The 25,427-nt window shown below is 72.7% G+C and carries 19 protein-coding genes; 4 read left to right on the plus strand and 15 right to left on the minus strand.

Annotation, left to right across the window (positions count from 1 at the left end; genetic code table 11):
- Window positions 1-91: 91 nt before the first annotated feature.
- Entirely contained in the window at window positions 92-1,237 is a 1,146-nt protein-coding gene (locus tag ACIPK4_RS30160; protein ID WP_402318360.1) for a hypothetical protein, read from the plus strand.
- 28 nt (window positions 1,238-1,265) lie between these two features.
- On the opposite strand, the gene ACIPK4_RS30165 is transcribed toward ACIPK4_RS30160, so the two are convergent.
- From ACIPK4_RS30165 to ACIPK4_RS30215, 11 genes are all read right to left on the minus strand, one after another.
- Window positions 1,266-2,867, minus strand: coding sequence for a glycosyltransferase family 2 protein (locus ACIPK4_RS30165; RefSeq protein WP_402318363.1), 1,602 nt, complete (start codon window positions 2,865-2,867; stop codon window positions 1,266-1,268).
- A 13-nt stretch (window positions 2,868-2,880) separates the two neighbouring features.
- Entirely contained in the window at window positions 2,881-3,690 is an 810-nt protein-coding gene (locus tag ACIPK4_RS30170) for an Ig-like domain-containing protein (RefSeq protein ID WP_402318366.1), read from the minus strand.
- Window positions 3,691-3,702: 12 nt separating this feature from the next.
- Window positions 3,703-4,512, minus strand: a complete 810-nt coding sequence (locus tag ACIPK4_RS30175) for a rhamnogalacturonan acetylesterase (protein WP_402318369.1) — start codon at window positions 4,510-4,512, stop codon at window positions 3,703-3,705.
- A 2-nt stretch (window positions 4,513-4,514) separates the two neighbouring features.
- Window positions 4,515-6,020, minus strand: a complete 1,506-nt coding sequence (locus ACIPK4_RS30180) for an SDR family NAD(P)-dependent oxidoreductase (protein ID WP_376203552.1) — start codon at window positions 6,018-6,020, stop codon at window positions 4,515-4,517.
- 97 nt (window positions 6,021-6,117) lie between these two features.
- Entirely contained in the window at window positions 6,118-8,112 is a 1,995-nt protein-coding gene (locus ACIPK4_RS30185; protein WP_402318372.1) for a hypothetical protein, read from the minus strand.
- A 110-nt stretch (window positions 8,113-8,222) separates the two neighbouring features.
- Complete coding sequence (locus ACIPK4_RS30190; RefSeq protein ID WP_402318375.1) at window positions 8,223-9,266, minus strand: signaling protein; 1,044 nt, start codon at window positions 9,264-9,266, stop codon at window positions 8,223-8,225.
- Window positions 9,267-9,385: 119 nt separating this feature from the next.
- Window positions 9,386-11,524 (minus strand): 3-hydroxyacyl-CoA dehydrogenase NAD-binding domain-containing protein, encoded by a 2,139-nt coding sequence (locus ACIPK4_RS30195; protein ID WP_402318378.1) that lies wholly within the window; start codon window positions 11,522-11,524, stop codon window positions 9,386-9,388.
- Window positions 11,521-12,747, minus strand: a complete 1,227-nt coding sequence (locus tag ACIPK4_RS30200) for a thiolase family protein (protein ID WP_376008462.1) — start codon at window positions 12,745-12,747, stop codon at window positions 11,521-11,523. The genes ACIPK4_RS30195 and ACIPK4_RS30200 overlap by 4 nt, the downstream gene beginning before the upstream one ends.
- Before the next feature lie 226 nt (window positions 12,748-12,973).
- A complete protein-coding gene (locus ACIPK4_RS30205; RefSeq protein ID WP_402318382.1) occupies window positions 12,974-14,245 on the minus strand; it encodes an HRDC domain-containing protein in 1,272 nt (423 codons plus the stop codon).
- Window positions 14,246-14,423: 178 nt separating this feature from the next.
- A complete protein-coding gene (locus ACIPK4_RS30210) occupies window positions 14,424-15,086 on the minus strand; it encodes a response regulator transcription factor (protein WP_007267191.1) in 663 nt (220 codons plus the stop codon).
- A 284-nt stretch (window positions 15,087-15,370) separates the two neighbouring features.
- Complete coding sequence (locus tag ACIPK4_RS30215; RefSeq protein WP_402318386.1) at window positions 15,371-16,027, minus strand: DUF3000 domain-containing protein; 657 nt, start codon at window positions 16,025-16,027, stop codon at window positions 15,371-15,373.
- Between the two features lie 91 nt (window positions 16,028-16,118).
- Here ACIPK4_RS30215 and hemE point away from each other — a divergent pair, with 91 nt between their 5' ends.
- Window positions 16,119-17,183, plus strand: coding sequence for a uroporphyrinogen decarboxylase (gene hemE / locus ACIPK4_RS30220; protein ID WP_402318389.1), 1,065 nt, complete (start codon window positions 16,119-16,121; stop codon window positions 17,181-17,183).
- A gap of 187 nt (window positions 17,184-17,370) precedes the next feature.
- On the opposite strand, the gene ACIPK4_RS30225 is transcribed toward hemE, so the two are convergent.
- Together ACIPK4_RS30225 and ACIPK4_RS30230 are read right to left on the minus strand one after the other, a co-directional pair.
- Window positions 17,371-18,762 carry an FAD-dependent oxidoreductase gene (locus ACIPK4_RS30225; protein WP_402318392.1) on the minus strand — a complete coding sequence of 464 codons (1,392 nt, stop codon included), beginning with the start codon at window positions 18,760-18,762 and terminating at the stop codon, window positions 17,371-17,373.
- 60 nt (window positions 18,763-18,822) lie between these two features.
- Window positions 18,823-19,893 (minus strand): DUF4349 domain-containing protein, encoded by a 1,071-nt coding sequence (locus ACIPK4_RS30230; RefSeq protein WP_402318394.1) that lies wholly within the window; start codon window positions 19,891-19,893, stop codon window positions 18,823-18,825.
- Window positions 19,894-20,043: 150 nt separating this feature from the next.
- Here ACIPK4_RS30230 and hemG point away from each other — a divergent pair, with 150 nt between their 5' ends.
- Window positions 20,044-21,567 carry a protoporphyrinogen oxidase gene (hemG, locus tag ACIPK4_RS30235; RefSeq protein ID WP_402318397.1) on the plus strand — a complete coding sequence of 508 codons (1,524 nt, stop codon included), beginning with the start codon at window positions 20,044-20,046 and terminating at the stop codon, window positions 21,565-21,567.
- A 23-nt stretch (window positions 21,568-21,590) separates the two neighbouring features.
- On the plus strand, window positions 21,591-22,304 hold the full coding sequence (gene hemQ, locus ACIPK4_RS30240; protein ID WP_054225798.1) for a hydrogen peroxide-dependent heme synthase: 714 nt from the start codon (window positions 21,591-21,593) through the stop codon (window positions 22,302-22,304).
- A 115-nt stretch (window positions 22,305-22,419) separates the two neighbouring features.
- Here the strand turns inward: hemQ and ACIPK4_RS30245 are convergent, their stop codons facing one another.
- Both ACIPK4_RS30245 and ACIPK4_RS30250 read right to left on the minus strand, forming a co-directional pair.
- The gene (locus ACIPK4_RS30245) at window positions 22,420-23,853 is read right to left on the minus strand and encodes an alpha/beta fold hydrolase (protein WP_402318401.1); all 1,434 of its coding nucleotides are present in this window, start codon (window positions 23,851-23,853) and stop codon (window positions 22,420-22,422) included.
- 796 nt (window positions 23,854-24,649) lie between these two features.
- The gene (locus ACIPK4_RS30250) at window positions 24,650-25,408 is read right to left on the minus strand and encodes a TIGR04222 domain-containing membrane protein (RefSeq protein ID WP_402318562.1); all 759 of its coding nucleotides are present in this window, start codon (window positions 25,406-25,408) and stop codon (window positions 24,650-24,652) included.
- Window positions 25,409-25,427 lie beyond the last annotated feature (19 nt).

Genomic DNA, 25,427 nt, shown 5'->3' on the forward strand with positions numbered 1-25,427 from the left:
TCATAAGACACACTTTCGAGTGGCTGGTTCTTTCCGGTGAAGAGCTCTGCCGCTTGAGCAGGACATTCTCGGCAGATGGGTGGACAGCGGCGTGATCCGAGGCAAAGGCGGTGCCCGTACCGCCTCGTCCGCCCGCGGGGCGCAACCGGCGCCCCCGGGTGAACCGGGTTCCCGCCGCTCCTCGCCGCCGGCCGGAAACTGGCTGTTCAGGGGGAGTGACGGCCGGCTGACGGCCTACGCCTGCACCCCGCACGGCCTGCTGCGCTGGACCGAGGCCGCGGCGCCGCGCACGGGCTGGACCGGCCCCGACGTCTTCGAGGTGCCGGGCTGGATGGGTACCGTCTCGATGGCGCAGAGCCGCGAGGGGTACGTGCACTTCGTCGCGCTCCGGGCCGCCCAGGACGGTTCCGGGCGGCCGGAAGTCATCGTCTCCACCCAGTTCCAGCCGGGCCGCGCAATGATGGACTGGCACGGTTTGGGCACCCCCGGGCTGCGCGGCGGCCCCGCCGACGACCGGCCGGCCGGCCCGCCGCGCATCGCCGTCAACCAGCGCTCCGGCTCCACGCACGTCCTCGTCTCGATGCGCCGCGGCGGTGTCCTGCGCCGCAGCCGCAACGCCGAGGGCGCGTGGGGCGGCTGGAAGCAGGTGGCCCCGGAGCCGTACGAGAGCGGTGTGACCCCGCTGATGCCCGCCGGCGGCCAGCTGGAGATGCTCGTCCTCGGGCCGGCCGGCGCCGACCGCTGGGCCGGCGTCGGCCAGGGCCGCTTCGCGCTCGCGCACCGCATCCCCACCGCGGTCGTCCCCGGCACTCCGGCCGTCTGCGAGACGGGCCCGCGCCGGGTCACCTACTTCTGGCGCTACCCCGGCGACGGCTCGCTCGTCGCGTGGCGGGCCGGCCAGCAGGGCGTCCAGGGCGGCCTGATGGGCCTCGGCGGTGCGGGCGGCCGCGGGGCCCCGGGTGTCGCACGGGCCGATCTCGGGGGCTACGACTGCACGGTCCTCGCACAGACCGGCGCCGGGGGCGACATCGAAGTCACCGCCTATGTCACCGAGAACGAGGGCTATGGCACCTGGTGGGCCTCCCTCGGCGGGCACGGCGCGTACGCACCGCAGGTGGCGGTGGACCGCTCGGGCCGGATCGTCGTCGCCGCGTTCGACGCGGACGGCTCGCTGGTCTGCACCCGCCAGGACACCACGCAGCAGGGGCTGGTGTTCGGCCCCTGGGAAGCGGCCTGAGCCGGACTCGGGCCGCCGGTGCCGGGCGTCAGGCCTGCCGCGGCAGCGGCGTCCGCTGGAACACCTCGATGCTGAGCCCGCCCGTCTCCGTGTAGTACGCCGCGGCGGCCAGCTCCATGCCCCGCGCACCGGGCGCCGCCCCGAGCGGCACCGGCCTGCGGGCGGTCGTGTCCAGGTCCGCGGAGCGCTTCGGCCCGAGCCGCACCTCCTGGGTCACGCCCTCGAACCCGACCGCGAGGTACGCGTCCCAGGTGCCCGGCGGCAGCGGCCAGCCGCTGGAGGTCTGCGCCAGGTTGACCCGGGCCGAGAACCGGCCCATCGCCCGGGGCTTGCCCTTGGCGTTGGTGAGCGCGTCGTCCCGGCGGGCCGTCACCGCGTAGCTCTCCTGCGCGCCGCTCGTCCGCTCCCGCAGCACCACCCGTGTGGTGCGGTCCTTCGTGGACAGCTGCTCGTAGAACGCGAAGCCGTCCAGTGTCAGCATCGGCCCCTCCCACCGCGCCTTCTGGAGCTGGTGGGTGACCGTCATGTCGTCCGTGATGTCGAACAGTTGGTCCGGCAGCCCCACCTGCGGATCGCGGAAGAACGGCAGCGTCGTGTACACCCGGCCGTTCTCCACCGTCTTGCGTACCGCCGGCCGGTCCTTGTCCGCCTCGAACGCGGCCATCCGCTGTGCCTCGGCGAACCGCCCCTGCGCGAGCAGGGCGAACCGTACGGCCACCATGCGCGGCAGCAGCGCCAGCGCGCCCGGGGAGGCCTGGGTGCGCAGCACCTCGGCCGCGGCCCACAGCGCCTGGTCCCGCTCCGCCGGGTCCGTGCCGGCCAGCAGCGCGGCCGCGGTCGGCTTGCCGAGCTCCACCTCCAGGTGCCGCGACTGGAGCTTGTCCCGGCGCGGCCCCTCGGGCAGCTGCGCGGCGACCAGCGACAGCATCCGGGAGGCCAGGGCGACCCGGTCCGGCAGGGTGGCGCGGGAGGCCGGGGAGGGGCCCTTGACCACGCAGGTCGCGTCCCCGACCACCGAGACGTTGTCCGCGCCGATGAACGCGCCGGCGGTGAACGCCTGGTCGTCGCCGATCGTCATGTCGGTGGGGAAGGCCAGCCCGCGGCGCTGGAGCAGGCTGGTGCGGAACAGCTTGTCCGGCGTCAGCGACCAGTACAGGCGCGAGGCGTACAGATCGGCATAGGCCTGGTTCTTGCGGAACATCGACGTCGCCACCGTGTGGCGGCCGGAGCTCTCCAGCTTGCCCAGCACGACGTCGGCCTCGTTCGCGTCGGCCGCCGCGACCATCCGCTCCAGCGCGTCGGGCGCCAGCCGGTCCGTGGCCTCCAGGAAGATGACGTACCGTCCGCGGACCTGGCTCAGCGCCCAGTTGCGCGCCCCGGCCGGACTCAGCCCCTGCGAGACCTGCCCGACGCGTACGAACGCAGGGTACTGGTGGGCCGCGCGGGCCAGGACGGACCCGCTCTCGTCGGTCGACCCGTCGTCGACGCCGATGACCTCCAGCCGGTCCGTGCCGATGGTCTGCACGAAGACGGAGGCCAGGCAGGCGTCGAGCGCGGCGGCCTGGTTGCGGACGCGGACCGCGACGGTCACGTCCTTGACGTCGGTGGGGCGCACGGCGGCGGTGTTCATGGTCCTGTGTTCCTCATCGGTTCCGCGCGGTCTGGCCGGGCCGGGGCCACGGCATCTCCCCGCTGAGCTCGGGCCACTGCCAGGGCCGGAAGGCGACGTCCGCGGGCTGCGCCGGGAACACGCCGGGGGTGTGCTCCAGGGAGCCCACGAACACGTTCACGTGGGAGGTCTGCTTCTCTCCGGCCGGCGTCGCCACCGTGTACTCGAAGCGGTCGTAGCCGGTGAAGGAGGGGGCGGGGGTGTACGTCACCCAGCCGTCGTACGACAGCTGCGCATCCCCGCCGCGCGGCTGCGTCACGGAGACGGCGGTGCTCCCCGCCGGGGCGGCGGACAGCACGTTGACCGTGCCCGGCCCGCCCGGTCCGGCCGTGATGCGCAGGCTCCGGGCCGTCGCCGGCCGCAACGGCAGGGCGTCGGCGTCGAGCTTGGCCGTACGGACGAGCTTGCGGCCGGTCGCGTCCGGGACGGCGACCACGATCTGGGGCCGGATCCGGGGTGCGGTGACCGTGTCGTGGACGCGCAGGTGCAGGACGGCGGTGCCGGTCTCGCCGGCTTCGGCGCGGAGCCGGAACCAACGCTGCCGCGGGAAGTACTCCAGCCCCTGGAAGGCGACGACGTCGGCGGAGTCGGCCAGCGGCGCCTCCAGCAGGTAGGCGCAGCCGCGCGAGGCACCCTGGTCGGGCGCCACGGACAGGCCGAGCTGGACGGTCTCGCCGGGGGCCAGGCCGCGGCGCGGGTCGGCCGAGCTGTACAGGGCCGCGTAGACGGCGCCCAGGGACGGTTCGTCCCCCAGGGCCCGGCCCCGGCACAGGAGGTGGTTCACGTGCGGGACTCCTTAGGCGCCTGGGAACTGGGACACACGGGATGCGGTGCGGTGCTTGAACGTCTCCTCGTCCAGCCAGCCCATCTCGTCGTACGAGAAGCGCGTGCGGTCGAGGTCGCGGCCCCAGTGGGACGGGATGACGCCCTGTTCGAGCATGCTGCGGACGGCGAACCGGGCGCACTCGATGGCGCCCTCGGCCCGCAGGTGCACGTTGTCCCCGTCCAGGACGTCCTGGAGCAGGGGCTCGCCGCGGCGCAGGTAGGTGAACACGGACTTGGTCGCCTCCGGCCCGAGCTCCTCCCACCACTGCAGGCTCTGCCCGTACATGTCCACGACCGGGACGTGCTCCTCCTCGGCCAGCCGGCGCGCGGCGACCGGGTAGTCGCCGAGGAACCGGGCCACGTTGCCGTGCCGGTCGATCCGCCGCCGCTCGTACGGGAGATAGATCACCGGGTGCCCCTGCCGCTCCCGCGCGCCGTCCACGTACGCCCGCATGTGTTCGAGGAACGTGGTGAACGGGTCGGTGTGCAGGCCGGGGTCGGGCTTCCAGTCGGTCTGGCCGAAGCCGAACAGCAGGTAGTCGCCGGGCTCCATCGTGTCGAGGATCCACTGGAGCCGGCCGCGTTCACGGAAGCTCTTGGAGCTCGCCCGCGCCCGGGCGCAGGCGACCACCTCCACCTCGTCCGTGAGGAAGAGCGGCAGGACCTGCGCCCACCCGGCCATGGGCAGGTAGCTGTACGGGCGGCTGACCGCGTTGGAGCCGCCCACCACGAAGATCCTCGAGCGTCGGCCGTGCTGCTGCTGTCCGGGTGCGTACGTCACGCCTAGACCCCCTGGTCCTCCGTGGTCGCGATCAGTACGGACGCCAGCGCGGCCTCGAAGCCCGAGCGCTGCGCCGGCGTCGTGGTCGGGTCCTGCTTGCGCACGTCGATGACGTGCCCGGTCATCTCGGACAGCAAGACGTCCAGCGAGGTCAGGGCGACCGACTCGGAGGTGAGCAGCGATCCCGAGGGCTCCTGGCCGAACGCCTTGGTGCGCATCGGGGTGGCGGTGCGCTCCGGGTTCACGCAGTTGACGCGGATGCCGTCCTCGGCCCACTCGTCGGCGAGGGCCTGGGTCAGGTTGACCATGGCGGCCTTGGTCGAGGAGTACAGGCTGTACTCGGCGCGGCCGCGGGTGTAGCTGCTGGAGGTGAAGAGCAGCAGCTGGCCCTGGGTCTCGCTGAGGTACTTGTACGAGGTCCGGGCGATGTTGACGGGGGCGAGGTAGTTGACCTCCAGCGCCTCCCGGATCGTGTCGTCGTCGGCCTCGTCGAGGCGGCCGACGCGCAGCACGCCCGCCGTGTTGACGACGTAGTCGATGCGGCCGGTCTCGGCGTAGGCGTGGGCCAGGGCCTCCTCGACGTGGGCGAGGTTCTCGACGTGCGTGCCGGTGGTGGAGCGGCCCAGGGCGAAGACGCGGGCGCCGAAGCCCTCCGCGATGCGGGAGATGTCGGCGCCGATGCCGTACGAGCCGCCGAAGACCACCATCGTCTTGCCGGCCAGCTGCTCGCGGTACGCGGCCTCGCCGGCCTGGGCGGGCGCGGCGTGGGAGGCGAGCTGGAACAGCTTGTCGGCGATGAAGACGTCGACGGGCTGGGTGACCTTCATGTTGTAGTCGTCGCCGGTGACGATGTGCACCGGGACGTGGGGCAGGTACTTGACGACGACGGAGCAGTCGTCGGTGGCCTGGAAGAACGGGTCCGCGGCGGCCCGCTCGTACGCGGCGCGGATCGTGGAGAGGTGGAAGCCCTGCGGGGTCTGGCCGCGGCGCAGCCGCGAGCGGTCCGGGACCTCGGTGATGAACTCGCCGTCGTTGCCGTGGGTGCGGGTCACGATGACGGTGTCGGAGGAGGGGATGGCGACGTCGACGGCCTGGTAGCGCTCCAGGGACTCGACGCATTCGCGCACCACGCGCTGCGAGAGCAGCGGGCGGACCGCGTCGTGGAAGAGGAGGTTGCAGTCCTCGCCCTCGCCGAGCCCGGTGGCCGCGGCCTCGATGGCGATCCGGGTGGTCTCGCTGCGGGTCGAGCCGCCGGCCAGTACCTGCGTGACCTTGCCCAGCTTCGCCCGTTCGACGATGCGGCGGGCGTCCTCCACGTACGCGGGCGTCATCAGGAGGATCACCTCGTCGACGTCCGGGGCGTTCTCGAAGACGTGGAGGGTGTGCTCCAGGATCGGCTTTCCGGCGATCTTGAGCAGCTGCTTCGGTATTTCGAGTCCGATGCGCTGGCCGGTGCCACCCGCAAGAACGACGGCGACGGTGCGGTGGGGGGCAGGTCTGGAGGACAAGGCTCCTTCTTCCTGAGTGAGGGTGCGGCACGGCGGTGGTGCGGGGCGGCGGTCGGTGGACGGGCGGTGCGACGCGGATGCCCGGGGGAGGATCCGTCTACACGGGGTAGGGGACCTGCTCCGGGTATTCGATGGGGAAGTCGCGCAGCCCCCGCCGGTAGAGGTTGTTGGCGGCCGCGTTGAAGCGGACGATGCTGGGCGGGTACTCCTCGCCCAGGAGGTACTCCTTGAGCTGCTCGCGGTAGGGCGCCATGACGTCCTCGCGCGGGTTCAGCGTCGCCTCGATGGCCTCCGCCAGACCGTTGCAGTCACCGTCGAGCAGGTACGAGGCGTAGGCCGTGCGCTGCTCGTTGCGGAACTGGTCGTCGGGCAGGCCGTCCAGGTTGAAGATCGCGTACGGCTTCAGGGTCGCGACGAAGTCGGAGACGACGCTGGACATGTCGCCGATGAGCAGGTCGGACTGGTTGAAGCAGTCGTACAGGGCGGGGATCCGCTCGGTCACCACGTGGTGCGCGCCGTCGGGGACGGCGTTCCAGTACAGGGCCCCCGCCTGGTTGCGGCTGCGCCGGATGCGCGCGGTCCGCTCCTCCTCGGTGAGGTCCGGGTACTTGGACCGGACGCCGCGCTCGGAGAGGTCGGCGATGCGCTGGTCGATCCGGGCGAGCTTCTTGGCGGCGGCCTTGGAGTCGGTGAGGTTGCGGCCGAAGCGCCGGGCGTTGTCCTCTTCGAGGAGGGCGATGACGCGGCGGTGCGCGGCGCCGGCCTCGGCGGAGCGCGAGCCGGTCAGCGGGTGCGGCTTGTAGATGATGCGGATGTCGCGGTCGTAGTCGAGCAGCGCCTTGATCAGCTTCTCGCCGGCCGGGATGACCGAGGTGTAGCAGGCGTCGTCGGTCCAGCCCTCCCAGGTGGGGGCGTAGATGACGGTGGGGACGGGGTTCGCCACCTTGCCGGTCCAGCGGTGCAGGGGCATCAGCTGGGGGCGTCCGACCTCGACGATCTGGTGGTGTGACACGGCGTGCTTGATGCGTTCGTAGCGGTCGCGGCCGGCCCGGCCGGCCACCCAGATCTCGTCGAAGACCTTGCTGACCCGGTTGCTGCTCGCGAGCTTGTCGCTGTCGCCGTGACCGATGAAGACGTGCTTGACCTCGGCGCGCTGCAGCATGTGCACGTTCTTGCCCGCGTTGCCGGGGTAGAGCGCGACACGGAGTTCGTTCATCTCGATACGTGCGAGATTGTCCGCTTTCGGAATGCAGATGACGGGGACCGAGGTGGCGTCCAGGTAGCGCAGGGTGGCCCGCTCGCGGAGCACGATGATGGGCCGCAGCTCCAGTGCCTCCAGCGACTCCAGCCACATGTTCACCTGGTACATGAAGTCTTTGGAGACGGCGGCGAACGTGAAGTAGAGGGCGACCTGGGGGCGGTATTCGGCCAGCTGGTGGTTGAGCTCCTCGATGGCCTCGTCGGTGGTGGGCAGCTTGAGCGCGTTGCGCGCGTCGGGCACCAGCACCAGCAGGGAGAAGTAGGCGAGGAAGACCGTGGTGATCATGCCGTACGTGACGAAGCGCCAGTCGTCCGTCGCGATGGTGGCGAGTGCGCCGGCCACCAGCGGGATGTCCAGGTGCAGCGTCTTGCGGACGTGCTTGTTCATCAGGAACGGGTGCGGCATGCGGCGGATGCCGAGCGCCTCCAGGTCCAGTCCCCGCGTGGTGAACGGAAGCTCGTTGCGCATCTTGCGGACGTGCTTGAGGAGCGCGCCGTACGCGAGCTGGAGGATGAACAGCAGGAGCAGGCCGATGGTGGTCATCTGCGCCACGAACGACTCGATGTCGGAGATGGCCCCGCACAGGCCCAGCAGCAGGAACTGCCTGATGAGGAAGCGCATCGTCAGGCCGAAGCGCGAGTCGCGCAGCTTTTCCAGTGTCGGCGACTCGGTGTTGTGGAGCATCAGGTCGGCGACGTAGCTCAGCGCGGCGCAGCCGGCGAACAGGGGGAGGGAGACGAACGCGACGGCGACCAGCATGCCGATGAAGCTGAGGATGAGCCCAGAGGTGATCAGAACGCCGAGTGCGCCGCGCAGCCGCTTGGAGCCCATTGGTGCGGTGCCTCCCCCGTGGAGGTATAAGGATGCTGTGAAGTGTCGCAGTAGTATAAGCAGCCGTATGGATGGCCGAAAAACGCCGGGTTAACTGACGGCCAACGTTCTCAGGCGGTGAAGCGATACAGCGCCAGCTCGCGCCGGTCCTTCGTCTTCACGGAAAATCCGATGACCAATGCCGGCCGTCCGCCGGCCATGGAGATCGCGATTCCCTCGGGCTCCCGGTACACCAGATCCCGGGCCACCGTCACGTGGTGACGCCGCTGTGCCTTGCCCGTGCGCACGTCAATTGCGGAGACGTAAGTATTTCCGCCGGACTTCCGCGGATTGTCACCCTTGTCGCCGGTGTACGGGCCGCCGGTCAGCACGTACACGTAGTTCCCGTACAGGGCGCAGCCCTGGAACCACTCCTCCTGCCTGACCTGCACCCCGGCCTTGATGACCTGCGCGGCGTCGACGCGCCCGGCCAGGAAATCCGCCATCCCGTACACCGAGAACCGGTGCACGCCCTCCTCCTCGTGGCTCACCAGCACCCGCTCGCCGGGCAGGTCGAGCGCGGGGCAGACGTCGGTGGAGCCGGGAACCGGATCGAAATGGTGGACGGAGTCATCGGCGCTGTCGAGGACCGAGCCGTCCTTGAACGGCACGCGGACCACGGTGCGCCCGTAGCCGCGCTCCGCTTCGGCGCGGCCCTCCACCCATATGTACGTGCGCGGGCCCGTCGGCTCGACACCGCAGGAAATTCCGTGGCCGAAGCCGCGCAGATACATATGCCCGAGCGTTTTCCCCGAACTGCTCAGCCGGGTGAGGCACATATCGCCGGAAGACTTGCGGTCCGCCGAGTCGACCGGCTCCTCCTCGTCGTCGAGCCGGATGCCGTCCTGAACGGTCTGCAGTGTGTAGACCTGGCCGTTCGTGTCGTCGAACGCGAACGACTGTGGTCCCGTTGTATTGAACAGCGGGGTCGGGGCGAGCAGTTGGCTGCCGGTCCGCATGTCGAACTCGCCGGCCAGCGGCGGTACGTCGGCGTCCTGCTCGCCGGTCCCGGTGCGCAGTGCCCAGGACAGACCGCCCGTGGTGAGGCCGGCGGCCGCCGCACCACCTGCGAACAGCAGGCTCCGGCGGCTGAAAGGTGTCTTGCCATCCGCCATGGACCGTATTCTGCCAGCCCGTACGGGCGGCCCCGCCGCCGGGTCCGGCTGCCGGGGCCGCCCGCGCAACGGCGGACGCCCGCCCCCGTGAAGGGGACGGGCGTCCGGGGCGTTCAGCCTCAGGCCGGGACGCTGGCCAGGCCGGGGGCGAGGAACCGCTTGCCGTTCACGCGCTCCGAGACGCCTTCGCGGTCCAGGTACGGCGTGATGCCGCCCAGGTGGAAGGGCCAGCCGGCGCCCGTGATGAGGCAGAGGTCGATGTCCTGGGCCTCGGCCACGACACCCTCCTCCAGCATCAGGCCGATCTCCTGCGCGACCGCATCCAGGACGCGGTCGCGGACCTGCTCCTCGGTCAGGACCGAGTCGCCCTGGACCAGGAGCGCGGCGACCTCGGGGTCCAGCTCCGGCTTGAAGCCGTTCTCGGCGGAGTAGACGTAGAAGCCGCGCTTGCCGGCCTTGACGACCGCCGCCAGGTTGGGGGAGACGGTGAAGCGCTCCGGGAAGGCGCGGTTCAGGGTCTCGGAGACGTGCAGACCGATCGCCGGGCCCACGAGCTCCAGCAGCACCAGCGGGGACATCGGCAGGCCGAGCGGCTCGATGGCCTTCTCCGCCGTGACGACCGGGGTGCCCTCGTCGATGACGTTCTGGATCTCGCCCATGAAGCGGGTCAGGATGCGGTTCACGACGAACGCCGGGGCGTCCTTCGTCAGAACGGCGGTCTTCTTCAGCTTCTTGGCGACACCGAAGGCCGTGGCCAGCGACGCGTCGTCGGTCTGCTCACCGCGGACGATCTCCAGCAGCGGGAGGATCGCGACCGGGTTGAAGAAGTGGAAGCCGACCACGCGCTCCGGGTGCTGGAGCTTCGAGGCCATCTCCGACACCGACAGCGAGGAGGTGTTGGTGGCGAGGATCGCGTGCGCCGGGGCGACCGCCTCGACCTCCGCGAACACCTTCTGCTTGACGGACATCTCCTCGAACACGGCCTCGATGATGAAGTCCGCGTCCGCGAAGCCCTCGGCCTTGTCCAGGACACCGCTCACCAGGGCGGTCAGGCGGTTCGCCTTGTCCTGGTTGATGCGGCCCTTGCCGAGCAGCTTCTGGATCTCGGCGTGGACGTAGCCCACACCCTTGTCCACGCGCTCCTGGTCGATGTCGGTGAGGACCACCGGCACCTCCAGGCGGCGCAGGAAGAGCAGCGCCAGCTGCGAGGCCATCAGGCCCGCGCCGACGACGCCGACCTTGGTGACCGGACGGGCCAGCGACTTGTCCGGGGCGCCGGCCGGGCGCTTGGCGCGCTTCTGGACCAGGTTGAAGGCGTAGATGCCCGAGCGCAGCTCGCCGCCCATGATGAGGTCGGCCAGGGCCTTGTCCTCGGCGTCGAAGCCGGCCTGGAGGTCGCCGTCCTTGGCCGCGGCGATGATGTCCAGCGCGCGGTAGGCGGCCGGAGCGGCGCCGTGCACCTTGGAGTCCGCGATGGCGCGGCCCTTGGCGACGGCCGCGTCCCAGGCCTCGCCGCGGTCGACCTCGGCGCGTACGACCTCGGTCTCGCCCGTGAGGACCCGGGCGGTCCACAGGAGCGACTGCTCCAGGAAGTCCGCGCCCTCGAAGATCGCGTCGGCGATGCCGAGCTCGAAGACCTGCTTGCCCTTGAGCTGACGGTTCTGGTTCAGCGAGTTCTCGATGATCACCGAGACCGCGCGCTCCGCGCCGATCAGGTTCGGGAGGATGGCGCAGCCGCCCCAGCCCGGTACCAGACCGAGGAAGACCTCGGGCAGCGAGAAGGCCGGGATGGCCTTCGAGACGGTGCGGTAGCTGCAGTGCAGACCGACCTCGACACCGCCGCCCATCGCCGCGCCGTTGTAGTACGCGAAGGTGGGGACGGCCAGCGCCGAGAGGCGCTTGAAGACGTCGTGGCCGCCCTTGCCGATGGCGAGCGCCTCGTCGTGCTGCTTGAGCAGCTCGACACCCTTGAGGTCGGCGCCGACCGCGAAGATGAACGGCTTGCCGGTGATGCCCGCGCCGACGATGGAGCCCGCGAGGGCCTCCTGCTCGACCTGGTCGATCGCGGCGTTCAGGTTGGCCAGCGACTGCGGGCCGAAGGTGGTCGGCTTGGTGTGGTCGAAGCCGTTGTCCAGCGTGATGAGCGCGAAGCGCCCGGCGCCGAACGGCAGGTCCAGGTGACGGACGTGCGCGGACGTGACGACCTCGTCGGGGAACAGCTCGGCCGCACCCTTCAGGAGCTCGGCGGTGGTGCTCACTTGGAGTCTCCCTCGGCGTTGAAGTGCGGGTTCTCCCAGATGACCGTGGCGCCCATGCCGAAGCCGACGCACATGGTGGTCAGGCCGTAGCGGACGTGTGGCTGCTCCTCGAACTGGCGGGCCAGCTGAGTCATCAGGCGGACGCCGGAGGAGGCCAGCGGGTGACCGAACGCGATCGCGCCGCCGTACTGGTTGACGCGGGCGTCGTCGTCGGCGATGCCGTAGTGCTCCAGGAAGGCGAGGACCTGGACCGCGAACGCCTCGTTGATCTCGAACAGGCCTATGTCCTCGATGGACAGGCCGGCCTGGGCGAGGGCCTTCTCGGTGGCCGGGATCGGGCCGTAGCCCATGACCTCCGGCTCGACACCCGCGAAGGAGTACGAGACGAGGCGCATCTTGACCGGGAGGTTGTTCTCGCGGGCGAAGTCCTCGGACGCGATGATCGCGGCGGTGGCACCGTCGTTGAGACCGGCGGCGTTGCCCGCGGTGACCCGGCCGTGCGTACGGAACGGGGTCTTCAGGCCGGCCAGGTTCTCCAGCGTGGTGCCCGGGCGCATCGGCTCGTCGGTGGTGACCAGGCCCCAGCCCGTCTCACCGGCCGCCTCGTTGGTGTTGCGCACCGAGATCGGGACCAGGTCCTGCTGGATCTTGCCGTCGGCGTACGCCTTGGCGGCCTTCTCCTGCGAGCGCACGGCGTACTCGTCGGCGCGGAGCTTGGTGATCGTCGGGTACCGGTCGTGCAGGTTCTCGGCGGTCATGCCCATGAACAGGGCGGACTCGTCGACCAGCTTCTCGGAGACGAAGCGCGGGTTCGGGTCGACGCCCTCGCCCATGGGGTGGCGGCCCATGTGCTCGACACCGCCGGCGAGGGCGACGTCGTACGCACCGAAGGCCACACCGCCCGCGACGGCGGTCACGGCGGTCAGCGCGCCGGCGCACATGCGGTCGATGGAGTAGCCCGGGACGGACTGCGGGAGGCCCGCGAGGATGCCGGCGGTACGGCCCAGCGTCAGGCCCTGGTCACCGATCTGCGTGGTCGCGGCGATGGCGACCTCGTCGATCTTCTTGGGGTCCAGGTCCGGGTTGCGGCGCAGCAGCTCCCGGATCGCCTTCACGACGAGGTCGTCGGCGCGGGTCTCGTGGTAGATGCCCTTCGGGCCCGCCTTGCCGAACGGGGTGCGGACGCCGTCGACGAAGACGACGTCCCTGACGGTACGAGGCACGTTGGCTCTCCTCCAGGTGCGGGTGTGCACTGCTGCGCGGGGGCGGCCCATCGCTGAGCGCCCGCTCACCCGGCCATGCTACTTGCCGGTAACCGGAGTGGACACCCCCTCCGGGAGGAGCGGCGAACGTCACACTCCGCCCGGGGGCCCACCGCGCGGGCCGGGGGCGGGCCGGGACGGGAAGAGCCCCCGGCCTGTGGCCGGGGGCTCTTCGGGACGGGGTTCGTCAGGCGGTCGCGGCCAGGGCCGTCACCAGCACCGGCGTCACCTGCTCGATCTGCCACGGGCGGGCGCCGTAACCCGCGAGGGCCTGCGCCACCGTGTCGGGTTCGAGCCGCTGCGGCGGCTCCCAGCACAGCCGGCGGACCGTGTCCGGGGTGATCAGGTTCTCCTGGGGCAGGTTCAGCCCCTCCGCGAGGGCCGAGACGGCGGTCCGCGCCGCCGCCAGCCGCGCCGCGGCCACCGGGTCCTTGTCCGCCCAGGAGCGCGGCGGCGGCGGACCGGCCGCGGTCGCCCCCGGCTGCGGCAGTGCGCTCTCGGGCAGCGCCTTCGCCCGGTCCACGGCGGCCATCCACTGCTCCAGCTGGCGCCGTCCCATCCGCTGCCCGTACCCGGGCAGCGCCTGGAGCGCGTGCACGTTCGCCGGGAGCGCGAGCGCCGCCTCGACGATCGCGGCGTCCCCGAGCACCTTGCCGGGCGACACGTCACGCCGCTGGGCGATCCGGTCGCGGGACTCCCACAGCTCCCGTACGACGGCCATCTGCCGGCGCCGGCGCACCTTGTGCATGCCGGACGTACGGCGCCAGGGGTCCTTGCGCGGCGGCGCGGGCGGGGCGGCGGCGATGGCGTCGAACTCCTGCCGGGCCCATTCCAGCTTGCCCTGCCGGTCCAGTTCCTTCTCCAGCGCGTCCCGCAGGTCCACCAGCAGCTCCACGTCGAGCGCGGCATAGCGCAGCCACGGCTCGGGCAGGGGCCGGGTGGACCAGTCGACTGCGGAGTGACCCTTCTCCAGCGCGTAGCCGAGCACGCTCTCGACCATCGCGCCGAGTCCGACCCGCGGGAAGCCGGCGAGGCGGCCGGCCAGCTCGGTGTCGAACAGGGAGGTGGGCACCATGCCTATTTCGCGCAGGCACGGCAGGTCCTGGGTGGCGGCGTGCAGGATCCACTCGGCGGAGGACAGGGCCTCGCCCAGTGCGGACAGGTCGGGGCAGCCGACCGGGTCGATCAGCGCGGATCCTGCGCCCTCGCGGCGCAGCTGCACCAGATAGGCGCGCTGGCCGTAGCGGTATCCGGAGGCGCGCTCGGCGTCGACGGCCACGGGCCCGGTGCCCGCGGCGAAGGCCGCGACCACCCGGGCGAGTGCGTCCTCGTCGGCGACCACCGGAGGGATCCCCTCACGGGGTTCGAGCAACGGAATCGGCGCCTTTTCGACGTCGTCCGGGGGGCCGCCCCCGGTGGTGGTGCGCAGGTCTGCTGCGGTCTCTTGGGCGTCGGTCACCGCTCAAGGGTATCCGTGGATGTGCCGCGCCCGTCGCCGGAACGTTCCGTCGACGGGCGCGAGGCGCAGGAGGGCCGCATCACCGGCTTTCCCCTGGGGTCCCTCCCGGCGGTGGCCGGGGGTGGGGGCCCCTCCCGGTGGTAGCCGGGGGAGTCTGCCGGGGAGCCGCCGGGTGGTGTCAGTGGATGATTCCGGTGCGCAGTGCGACGGCGACCATCCCGGCCCGGTCGCCGGTGCCCAGCTTGCGGGCGATCCGGGCGAGGTGGGACTTGACGGTCAGGGCGGACAGGCCCATCGAGACGCCGATGGCCTTGTTGGACTGGCCCTCCGCGACGAGGCGCAGGACCTCGACCTCGCGGCCGGAGAGCTCGCGGTAGCCGCCCGGGTGGCTCGGGGCACCCGGGGGGCGGCGGTGCATACGGGCGGCGGCGGCACCGATGGGGGCGGCGCCGGGCCGGGTGGGGAGCCCGATGTTGGTCCGCGTGCCGGTGACGACGTAGCCCTTCACGCCGCCCGCGAGGGCGTTGCGCACGGCGCCGATGTCGTCGGCGGCGGACAGGGCCAGGCCGTTCGGCCAGCCGGCGGCCCGCGTCTCGGAGAGCAGGGTGAGACCGGAGCCGTCGGGCAGGTGTACGTCGGCCACGCAGATGTCGCGCGGGCTGCCGACGCGGGGGCGGGCCTCCGCGATGGACGACGCCTCGATCACGTCACGTACTCCGAGGGCCCACAGATGACGGGTCACGGTGGAACGCACGCGCGGGTCGGCCACGACGACCATGGCCGTCGGCTTGTTCGGGCGGTAGGCGACCAGGCTTGCGGGCTGCTCGAGAAGAACGGACACCTAGGCCTCCTGGGGGAGTGGCGGGACGGGCCGGCTCGGGGAAGGAAGCCGGTGCGAACCGTGCGGATGGTCACCCACTCCTTCGGCACGTCACTCGCCCGGCTTTAGGGAATGATCACGATTTGGTGAGTAACAATTCGGGCAATTCGGACGCACGATCGATCATCGGGTGATCAGAAGCCCACAACGGGCGCCCGGTTCCGACACTCCGCCGCCGGCCCTCGATCGACCGTTCTACGGGGCCCGGTGCATTCGGACGCGACGGCGGACGCCTCGCGGGGCGGCTACGGGTGGTGCGGACCGCGCCGCTGTGGCAGGGAGACCACGCCGGTCCCCGAATCCGTCGGCCCCACCGGCGGCAGCCCCGCGATCTGGCACAGCAGCTCGCACCACGCCGACAGGTGCGCCGAGGTGTCCGGCACCCCGCCCACGCCCTCCCGAGGCGTCCACGAGGCCCTGATCTCGATCTGCGTGGCCGGCCGCCGCTCCGCGAGTCCGCCGAAATAGTGCGAGCTCGCCATGGTCACGGTCCCGCTCGCCTCCCCGTACCCCAGTCCGCGCGCCTCCAGCGCCCCCGTCAGCCACGACCAGCACACCTCGGGCAGGAGGGGATCGGCGGCCATCTCGGGCTCCAGCTCGGCCCGTACGAGCGTCACCAGGCGGAACGTCCCGTGCCAGGCGTCGTGCCCGGCCGGGTCGTGCAGCAGGATGAGCCGGCCGTCGGCCAGATCGTCCTCTCCGTCCACGACCGCGGCCTCAAGGGCGTACGCGTGCGGGGCCAGGCGCTGTGGCGGTCTGGCGGGGTCGATCTCGATCCCCGGACGCAGCCGCGCCTTCCTCAAGCCGTCGACCGCCCGCCGGAACGGGAGCGGGACGGAGCTCTCCTTCGCGCTGTCCGTACCCTCGGCGCCATCTGAAAATCGTCCCTGAGCCGCAGCCATGCGGGGAAGACTAGGCGGAACGAGGGTCCGTGCGCCGCAGGGACACCCGCGCCGGGCCGCGCACTTCTTCATACGTGCGAAGATTTGCGGCGTGAGCGCCAATGACCGCCCCACGGGCCAGCCGAGTCAGACGTACGATTCCGCCTTCCTGAAGGCGTGCCGGCGGGAGCCGGTGCCGCACACCCCGGTGTGGTTCATGCGGCAGGCCGGGCGCTCGCTCCCCGAGTACCGCAAGGTGCGCGAGGGGACCCAGATGCTGGAGTCGTGCATGCGGCCCGACCTGGTCACGGAGATCACGCTCCAGCCCGTCCGCCGCCACAACGTGGACGCGGCGATCTTCTTCTCCGACATCGTCGTCCCGCTGAAGGCCATCGGCGTCGACCTGGACATCAAGCCCGGCATCGGCCCGGTCGTAGCCCAGCCGATCCGTCGCCGCGAGGACCTCGCACAGCTGCGCGACCTCACTCCCGAGGACGTCTCGTACGTCACCGAGGCGATCGGCATGCTCACGGGTGAACTGGGCGCCACGCCGTTGATCGGTTTCGCCGGCGCGCCTTTCACCCTCGCGAGCTACCTGGTCGAGGGCGGCCCGTCGAAGAACCACGAGCACACCAAGGCCCTGATGTACGGCGACCCGCAGCTCTGGGCCGACCTGCTGGACCGCCTCGCGGAGATCACCTCCGCCTTCCTGAAGGTCCAGATCGAGGCCGGCGCCTCCGCGGTCCAGCTCTTCGACTCCTGGGTGGGCGCGCTCCCCCCGGCGGACTACCGGCGCTCGGTCATGCCCGCCTCGGCGAAGGTCTTCGAGTCGGTCGCCTCGTACGGGGTCCCGCGGATCCACTTCGGCGTCGGCACCGGTGAGCTGCTCGGCCTGATGGGCGAGGCCGGCGCGGACGTCATGGGCGTCGACTACCGGGTCTCGCTGGACGAGGCCGTCAAGCGGGTCGGCCCCGGCAAGGCGCTCCAGGGGAACCTGGACCCGGCCGTGCTCTTCTCCACCGAGGAGGCCGTGCGCACGAAGGCGGACGAGGTCCTGGCGGCGGCGGCCGGCCTGGAGGGCCACGTCTTCAACCTGGGTCACGGCGTCCTCCCGACGACGGACCCGGACGCCCTGACCCGCCTGGTGGACTACGTCCACACCAAGACCGCCCGCTGATCCGGACGGTCTTCGACCCGGACTTCGACTCGGACTTCGACTCGATCGGAACGCCGGTCCGGGCCCTGCACGACAGCGCGCGGACCGGCGTTGCGCATGTCCGACGGAGAACACGTCGACCGGACCCGGTGCCTCGTGCGGCGCACGTACCAGCCGGGGCCGCCGGTGCGTGACCGTGGCGGTCCCGTCAGGCGGCGGTGCTGCGCAGCGCCGAGACCGCCTTGCGGGCCGCCACCAGGACCGGGTCCCAGACCGGGGAGAACGGCGGGGCGTACCCCAGGTCCAGGGAGACGACCTGGTCCACCGTCATCCCCGCCGTCAGGGCGACCGCCGCGATGTCCACCCGTTTCGCGGAACCCGCTCCGCCGACGATCTGGACGCCCAGCAGCCGGCCCGTACGGCGTTCCGCGAGCATCTTGACCGTCATGTCCGCGGCCGTGGGGTAGTAGCCCGCCGTCGTCGTCGACCTGATCGTCGCCGTCACGAAGCGCAGGCCGGCCGCCAGCGCGTCCTTCTCGCGCAGGCCCGTACGCGCGATCTCCAGGTCACAGACCTTGCTGACCGCCGTCCCCACCACCCCGGGGAAGGTCGCGTAGCCGCCGCCCACGCCCGAACCGATCACCTGGCCGTGCTTGTTGGCGTGCGTGCCGAGCGGGATGTGCCGCATCCGGCCCGCCACCAGGTCCAGCACCTCCACGCAGTCGCCGCCCGACCAGACGTTCTCATGCCCCCGGACCCGCATGGACAGGTCCGTGAGGATGCCGCCGGACTCGCCGAGCGGCAGCCCCGCATCGCGGGCCAGCGCCGTGCGCGGCTCCACGCCGATGCCGAGGACGACCACGTCCGCCGGGTACTCGTCCCCCGACGCCGTGGCCACCGAGCGGACCGCGCCCCGATCGTCCGTGAGGATCTTCGTGACCTCCGCGCCGGAGACCGTGCGGATCCCCATCCGGTTCATGGCGGTGTGCACGAGGGCGCCCATGTCCGGGTCGAGCGTGGCCATCGGCTGCGGTCCGCGGTGCAGCACGGTGACCTCGTACCCGCGCGCGACCAGCGCCTCCGCCATCTCCACGCCGATGTAGCCCGCGCCGACGACGACCGCCCTGCGGCCCTCGGTGCCCTCCGTCCGCTCCAGGCTGTCCATGAGGCGCTGGCCGTCGTCCAGGGTCTGCACCCCGTGCACCCCGTGCGCACCGATCCCGGGCAGCCGGGGGCGGACCGGGCGGGCGCCCGTGGCGACGACGAGCTTGTCGTAGCCCGTCCAGGACTCGGCCCCGGAATCCAGATCACGGGCGCGGACCCGGCCCCCGGCGAGATCGAGTTCCACCACCTCCGTGCGCATCCGCAGGTCGATGTCCCGGGCGCGGTGCTCCTCGGGGGTACGGGCGATCAGCTCGTCCCGGCCGGCGACCCGGCCACCGATCCAGTACGGGATCCCGCACGCGGAGTACGAGGTGAAGTGCCCCCGCTCGAACGCCACGATCTCCAGCTCCGCCGGGCCCTTGAGCCGCCGGGCCTGTGACGCGGCGGACATCCCCGCCGCGTCACCTCCGACCACCACCAGTCGTTCCACCGCCATCGTCCGCCCCGTCCTGTGCACCGCCGTCTGGTGGGGAACACGCTACGGGCGAATGCGTGTTCAGTCCGGAAGGTGACCCGTTTCCGTCGGGCCGACGGGCCGTGCGGCCGGCACCGCGGGTGCGGCCGGGACCTGCTTCGGCGCCGGGACCTGCTTCGGCGCAGGGCCCTCCTTGGGCGACGGGGCCTCGTTCGGGGACAGGCCCGCCGTCGCCTTCGCCGGGCGCAGCCGCCGGTACAGCCGCAGGCACAGCAGGACCAGCGCGGCCGTCACCGCGAACGGCAGCAGGGCGGCGATGACCAGGGTCAGGTACCGCACGATCGTCGTGAAGACCTTCCAGCCGCCGCCCAGGGCGGCCGTGAACGACGGCGCCCCGTCCTCCTTCTTCTCCACGGGCTCGGGCGCCGGCTCCGAGACCTCCATCGTGATCGTGCCCATCGAGGTCTGGTCCTTCAGCGCCGTCTGCTGCGCCAGCAGCGACTCCAGGTCCGACTGGCGCTTGCTCAGCTCGCTCTCCAGCATCACCACGTCGGCGAGCGCCGTGGCCCTGTCCATCATGTCCCGCACCCGGGCCACGCTCGCCTGCTGCGATTTCACCCGGCTGTCGACGTCCGCGACCTTCTCGGTCACGTCCTGCGCCTCGACCTTGCGGCTGCGCAGCTTCCCGTTGCCCTCCATGGCGCCGAGCACCGCGTCGAAGCGGTCGCCCGGCACGCGCAGGGTCAGCGTCGAGGTCATCCGGCCGTCCTCGCGCCGGGTGGACTCGTTGCCCACGTACCCGCCCGCGCCCTCGGCCGCGGTACGGGCCGCGGCCAGTGCCCTCTGCACGTCGGGCGTCTCCAGGGCGAGCGTGGCCGTACGGATGACGTGCGGGCGCACCGCAGCAGGCTGCTGTCCGTTCTTGGCCGCGTCGGTCCCGGCGGCCGCCGGGGGAGCCGCCGCCCCGGCTCCCGGCTTGCCCCGGGCGGCGCCCTCCGGGGCGCCGACCGCGGCCTTGTCGGCGGAGGACGGGCCGGCGGTGTTCCCGTCGGCCCCGCACCCGGTGAGCGCGAGCGCCCCGGCCAGGGACAGGGCGGCCACGGCGGCCGCCCCGCGGTGTCGCACGGCGGTGGCTCTGCTGGTGGTGCGCATCGGTGGTACCCCCCGGGGTTCGGCTGATGTCGCCGGTGTGACGTCCAGGGTCGCGCCGCCGGTTTCGCCCCCGCGGTCCCGAGCCGATCCCGATGCGGTCACGGTCCGGCCTCGGTGATCGGCAGGTGAGCGGTCTGAGACGATGTGTCCATGCACGAAGCGGACATGCGTACGGACGGCGCGACCGGTACGGGCGCCGGCGGCGGTACGGGCGGCCGGCCGGGCCCGGCAGCCGGCCGCTGCGCCGTCGTCATCGGCGGCGGCATCGCGGGCCTCGCCGCGGCCCGCCGGCTGCTCGCCGACGGCCTGCGCGTCACGCTCCTGGAGGCCGGGCCGCGCCTGGGCGGCAAGCTGCTCGCGGGCGAGCTCGCCGGCGCCCCCGTCGACCTCGGCGCCGAATCCATGCTCGCCCGCCGCCCCGAAGCCCTGGAACTGGCCCGGGCCGTGGGCCTCGGCGAGGCCCTCCAGCCGCCCGCCACCGCCACCGCGCAGCTGTGGACCCGCGGCGCGCTGCGCCCCATGCCGCGCGGCCACGTCATGGGCGTGCCCGGCGACGTGGCCCCGCTCGCCGCCTCCGGGGTGCTGTCCGCCGAGGGCCTGGCCCGGATCGAGGCCGAACGCACGCTGGCGCCCACCGAGATCGGCGAGGACGTCGCCGTCGGCGAGTACGTCGCCGCCCGTTTCGGCCACGAGGTCGTCGACCGCCTGGTGGAGCCCCTCCTCGGCGGGGTCTACGCCGGCGACGCGTACCGCATCTCCATGCGTGCCGCCGTCCCCGCCCTCTTCGACGCCGTCCGCGCCCACCCCACGCTGACCGAGAGCGTCCGCGCCCTCCAGGACGGTGCCGCGGCCCGCGCCGCCGCCGAACGCACCACCGTCACCGGCGCGGCCGCCTCCGGGGCCTTCTTCGCGGGGATCTCCGGCGGCATCGGGCGTCTGCCGCTCGCCGTCGCCGACGCCTGCCGGGCCGCCGGGGCGCGGATCGAAACCGGTACCGAAGTGCGCGAGGTCCGGCGGACCGCCGGAGGCTGGAGGGTCGTCACCGACACCGAGGTGATCGACGCGGACGCCGTGGTCCTGGCCGTCCCGGCCGGGCCCGCCGCCCGGCTGCTGGACGGGCTCGCCCCGGTCGCGGCCACCGAGCTGCGGACCGTCGAGTACGCCTCGATGGCCCTGGTGACGATGGCCTTCCGGCGCTCCGGACTGCCCGCCGCGATCACCGACGGCGGCGCCAGCGGCTTCCTCGTCCCGCCCGTCGACGGGCGAACCATCAAGGCCTCCACCTTCTCCAGCAACAAGTGGGCCTGGGCCGGCGCCGACCCGGAGCTGTTCCTGCTGCGCACCTCGGTCGGCCGGTACGGCGACGAGGGCGACCTGGGGCGCGAGGACTCCGAGCTGGTCGACGTCTCGCTGCGCGACCTCGGGGAGGCCGTGGGCCTCGCGGCCCGGCCGGTCGCCTCCACCGTCACCCGCTGGGACGGCGGCCTGCCCCAGTACCCGGTCGGCCACCTCGCCCGCGTGGCCCGCATCCGCGACGCCGTCGCGGCCCTGCCCGGCCTCGCCGTGTGCGGCGCGCTGTACGACGGCGTGGGCATCCCGGCGTGCATCGCGAGCGCCGGGAAGGCCGCCGACGTGGTGACGGCCACGTTGGGCACCCCTGGCACCGACCACTGATCAGCACACGGGACAATGGACACATGACTGCACCAGAGAAGATTCCCAACGCGGGGAAGAAGGCGAAGGACCTCAACGAGGTCATCCGCTACACCCTGTGGTCCGTCTTCAAGCTGAAGGACGTCCTGCCCGAGGACCGCAGCGGCTACGCCGACGAGGTCCAGGAGCTGTTCGACCAGCTGGCCGCCAAGGACATCACCGTCCGCGGCACCTATGACGTCTCCGGCCTGCGCGCCGACGCGGACATCATGATCTGGTGGCACGCCGAGACCTCGGACGAGCTGCAGACCGCGTACAACCTGTTCCGCCGCACCAGGCTCGGCCGCGCGCTGGAGCCGGTGTGGTCGAACATGGCCCTGCACCGTCCGGCCGAGTTCAACAAGTCGCACATCCCGGCCTTCCTGGCCGACGAGGTCGCGCGCGACTACGTCAGCGTCTACCCCTTCGTGCGCTCGTACGACTGGTACCTGCTGCCCGACGAGGACCGCCGCCGCATGCTCGCGGACCACGGCAAGATGGCCCGCGGCTACCCGGACGTCCGGGCCAACACCGTCGCGTCCTTCTCGCTGGGCGACTACGAGTGGATGCTGGCCTTCGAGGCCGACGAGCTGTACCGCATCGTCGACCTGATGCGTCACCTGCGTGCCTCCGAGGCCCGTATGCATGTCCGTGAAGAGGTCCCCTTCTACACCGGACGCCGCAAGTCCGTCGCCGATCTGGTGGCCGGGCTCGCCTGATACCTCCCCTGGGGGGAAGGAGCCGGAGGACCGCTCTCGTGACTGGGGAGCGGCTTCCGGTGGATCGGGAGGCCCAGCCCCCGAAACGACGCAGCCGGAGATCCCGCCCGGAAGTTCAGACGACAGGCGGCAGCAGAGCCCTGGGTACCTTCCCGGGGGCCCTCGCCGCCCGGTCGTCCAGCGACACCGGTGCGGGCTCCGGATGCGGCGCACACGTGACATGCCGCCCTGAGGTGTCACCCGTCAGCAGATACCGCTCCACGTGACGGTCGACGCAGTCATTGCGTCCGCCGACCACTCCGTGGGCGCCGGCCCCCACCTCCGTGACCAGCGCCGCCCCGGCGCCGAGCCGCCGCTGGAGCTCCAGCGCACCCGGGTACGGGGTCGCCCCGTCCCGCTCCGCCGCGACGATCAGCGTGCGCGGGATCCGCGCCGACTGCTCCCCGACCGCCACCGGCTGCTGCCGCCCGCGGACCGGCCAGTACGCACACGGCAGGTTCAGGAAGGCGTTGGCCCAGGCCTCGAAGGGCGCCCGGCGCGCCAGTTCGGTGTTGTCGCGGTTCCAGACCTCCCAATCCGCGGGCCAGGCGGCGTCGTTGCACAGCACCGCCGTGTACACCGCCCGCGCGTTCTCGCGCTCGACCGCCGACTCCGGGTCGGGGCGGGCCTGCCGGACGAGCGGGCCCGGATCGCCGGCCAGGTAGGCGCCGAGCGCGGCGGCCCGCTCCGCCCAGACGTCGTCGTAGTACGCGGCCTGGAGGAACGCGGCCTGGAGCTCGCCGGTCCCCACGGCCCCGCCCGCCGCAGTGCGCGCCACCGCGTCCCGCACACGCTCGTAACTCGCCTGCACCGCCACGGGGGTGGCGCCGAGCCGGTACGTGGCGTGGTGGCGGGCGGCCCAGGCGCGGAAGTCGTACCAGCGGCGCTCGAATCCCGGTGCCTGGGCGAGGTTGTCGAGGTACCAGATGCGGCGCGGGTCGGGGTCGACCGCGGAGTCGAGGACCATCCGGCGGACGTGGCCGGGGTGCAGCGTGGCGTAGACGGCCCCCAGGTAGGTGCCGTACGAGGCGCCCACGAAGGTCAGCCTCTCCTCGCCGAGCGCGGCGCGCAGCACGTGCAGGTCGCGCACGTTGTCGAGGGTCGAGTAGTACGGCAGGGCCGCGCCGGCCCGCTGCGCGCAGCCCTGGGCGTAGGCCCGGGCGGCGGCGACGCGCTGCCGCTTGTACGCGGCGGAGGGCTCCACCGGGACCTGGGTGGGGCCGTGGGTCCGGGCGGGGTCCTCGCAGGACAGCGGTGCGGAGCGGCCGACCCCGCGCGGGGCGTAGCCGACGAGGTCGTAGGCGGCGCCGATGCGCTCCCACTCGGGGAGGCCGGCGACGAGCGGGAAGAACATCCCGGAGGCACCGGGGCCGCCGGGGTTGTAGACGAGCGCCCCCTGCCGCGCGGCGCCGCCGCGGCCGGTGGCGGCGACCCGGCTGACGGTGAGGGAGATCTGCGGCCCGTCCGGGCGCGCGTAGTCGAGCGGGACCCTGAGGGTCGCGCACCGCACGGTGGAGGGGAGCGCCTCGACTGCGGGACAGGCCCCGAACTCGAGCCGGTCGCCTCCGGCGGTTCCGGGAGAGGCGGCGTCCAGGCCACCGGCAGCTGCCCGGTGGCCTGCGGCAGGGGCGGCGGGTGTCCGGGCGGTGCCTGCGCCCGGTGCCGGGGGGCCTCCGGCGGGGACGGCAAATGTCCCGACGGCGCCTGCGCCCGGTGCCCGGTGGCCTCCCGCCGGGACGGGGAGTGCCCGGGCCGCCCGGCGTGCGGCGCCGGCGTCGCCGCCGGTGGGTCGGCTCGGCTCTATGGCGTGGCGCGCTGCTGCCGCTCCGGCGGCGCGGCGGGCCACCAGTTCGGCTCCCGCATCGGCGGCGGCCCTTGCGGCGGCCGAGCCGATGCCGCCGACGGGCAGCGCGACCCCGGGGGCCCCGGCGGTCCCGGGGGTTGCGGGGGCCCCGGGAGTCCCGGGGGCTGCGGCGGTGCCGGGGGTTGCGCGGGCTGCGGTGGTCCCGGTGGTCCCGGTGGTCCCGGGAGTCCCGGCGGTCTTGGGGATTGTGCGGGCTGCGGCGGGCCTGGGGGTCCCGAGGGTTGCGGTGGTCCCGGGGGCTGTGGGGGTCGTGGGGGTTGCGCGGGGTGACGGGTTCGGGGTGCACAGGGTGAGGGAGAGGACCGCCGCGGCGACTCCGCAGCGGGTGAGCGTAGTCCGCATCATGGGCCGCCTTCATCTCATCGGATGAGCCGATGAGATGCGCCGGCCGTGACCCTTGTACAGGACCACCGCCGGGTGTCGGCCGCAATCCCCCCGTTGCCTAGGCCAGGGCCGCCCGGAGGGCGGGATCCCCCAGTACGCGCACCCCGCGCAGCGCCACCGCCGTGAGGCCGTCCCCGTCGCCGCGCTCCCGGTCCAGCGCGACGAGCAGCCGCTGCCCGGCCGGGGAGGCCCACGCGGAGTACGGGTACGTCTCGAACCGGGCGATGGCCAGGCACCCCAGGGTCAGCAGCAGCGGCAGCGCGAACCAGCACAGGATCGTCGTGGCGGTGGTCCCGTCCGCCGGAACGCACAGCGCGGCCGCCGCCGTCACGGCCACCAGCAGGGTGGCCCGCCGCACCGCCCGGACCCCGCCGGCCACCCCGCCTCGGGCGGCGGCCGGCAGCGCGAGGCCCGCCGCGCCGAGCCGCTGCGCAAGGGCCCGTACGGCCTCGTCACCGGCCGCTGCATTCCGTATGACGGGCACCGGCGACTGCCCGTCCGGCCCGAACGCGCCGAGCACGGACCGCTCGTGCGGATCGCGGCCCACCGGGTCGACGACGGTCGCCCAGCCGGTGTGCGCCAGCAGCAGCCGCCGCTGGCGCTGCATCGACACGAGCGTCAGCTCGGCCACCCTCCGGGGGCCGCCGGCGAGATAGGCGGTCTCGTACGGGTTCAGTTCTTCAGGACGCGGCTGCGCGCCCGCACCCCCGTCGGGTGCGGGCGCGGGCACCGAGGCCATGGCGGCGGCTCTCAGCAGGAGGGTGCACGACGCCAGCACCCCTGCCCAGGCCGTCAGAAGGAGCAGGACCCAGAACATGACTGACTCCCACGCGTTG

Origin of the sequence: Streptomyces sp. NPDC086989, from assembly GCF_044745505.1 — a bacterium.
Lineage (GTDB): Bacteria > Actinomycetota > Actinomycetes > Streptomycetales > Streptomycetaceae > Streptomyces.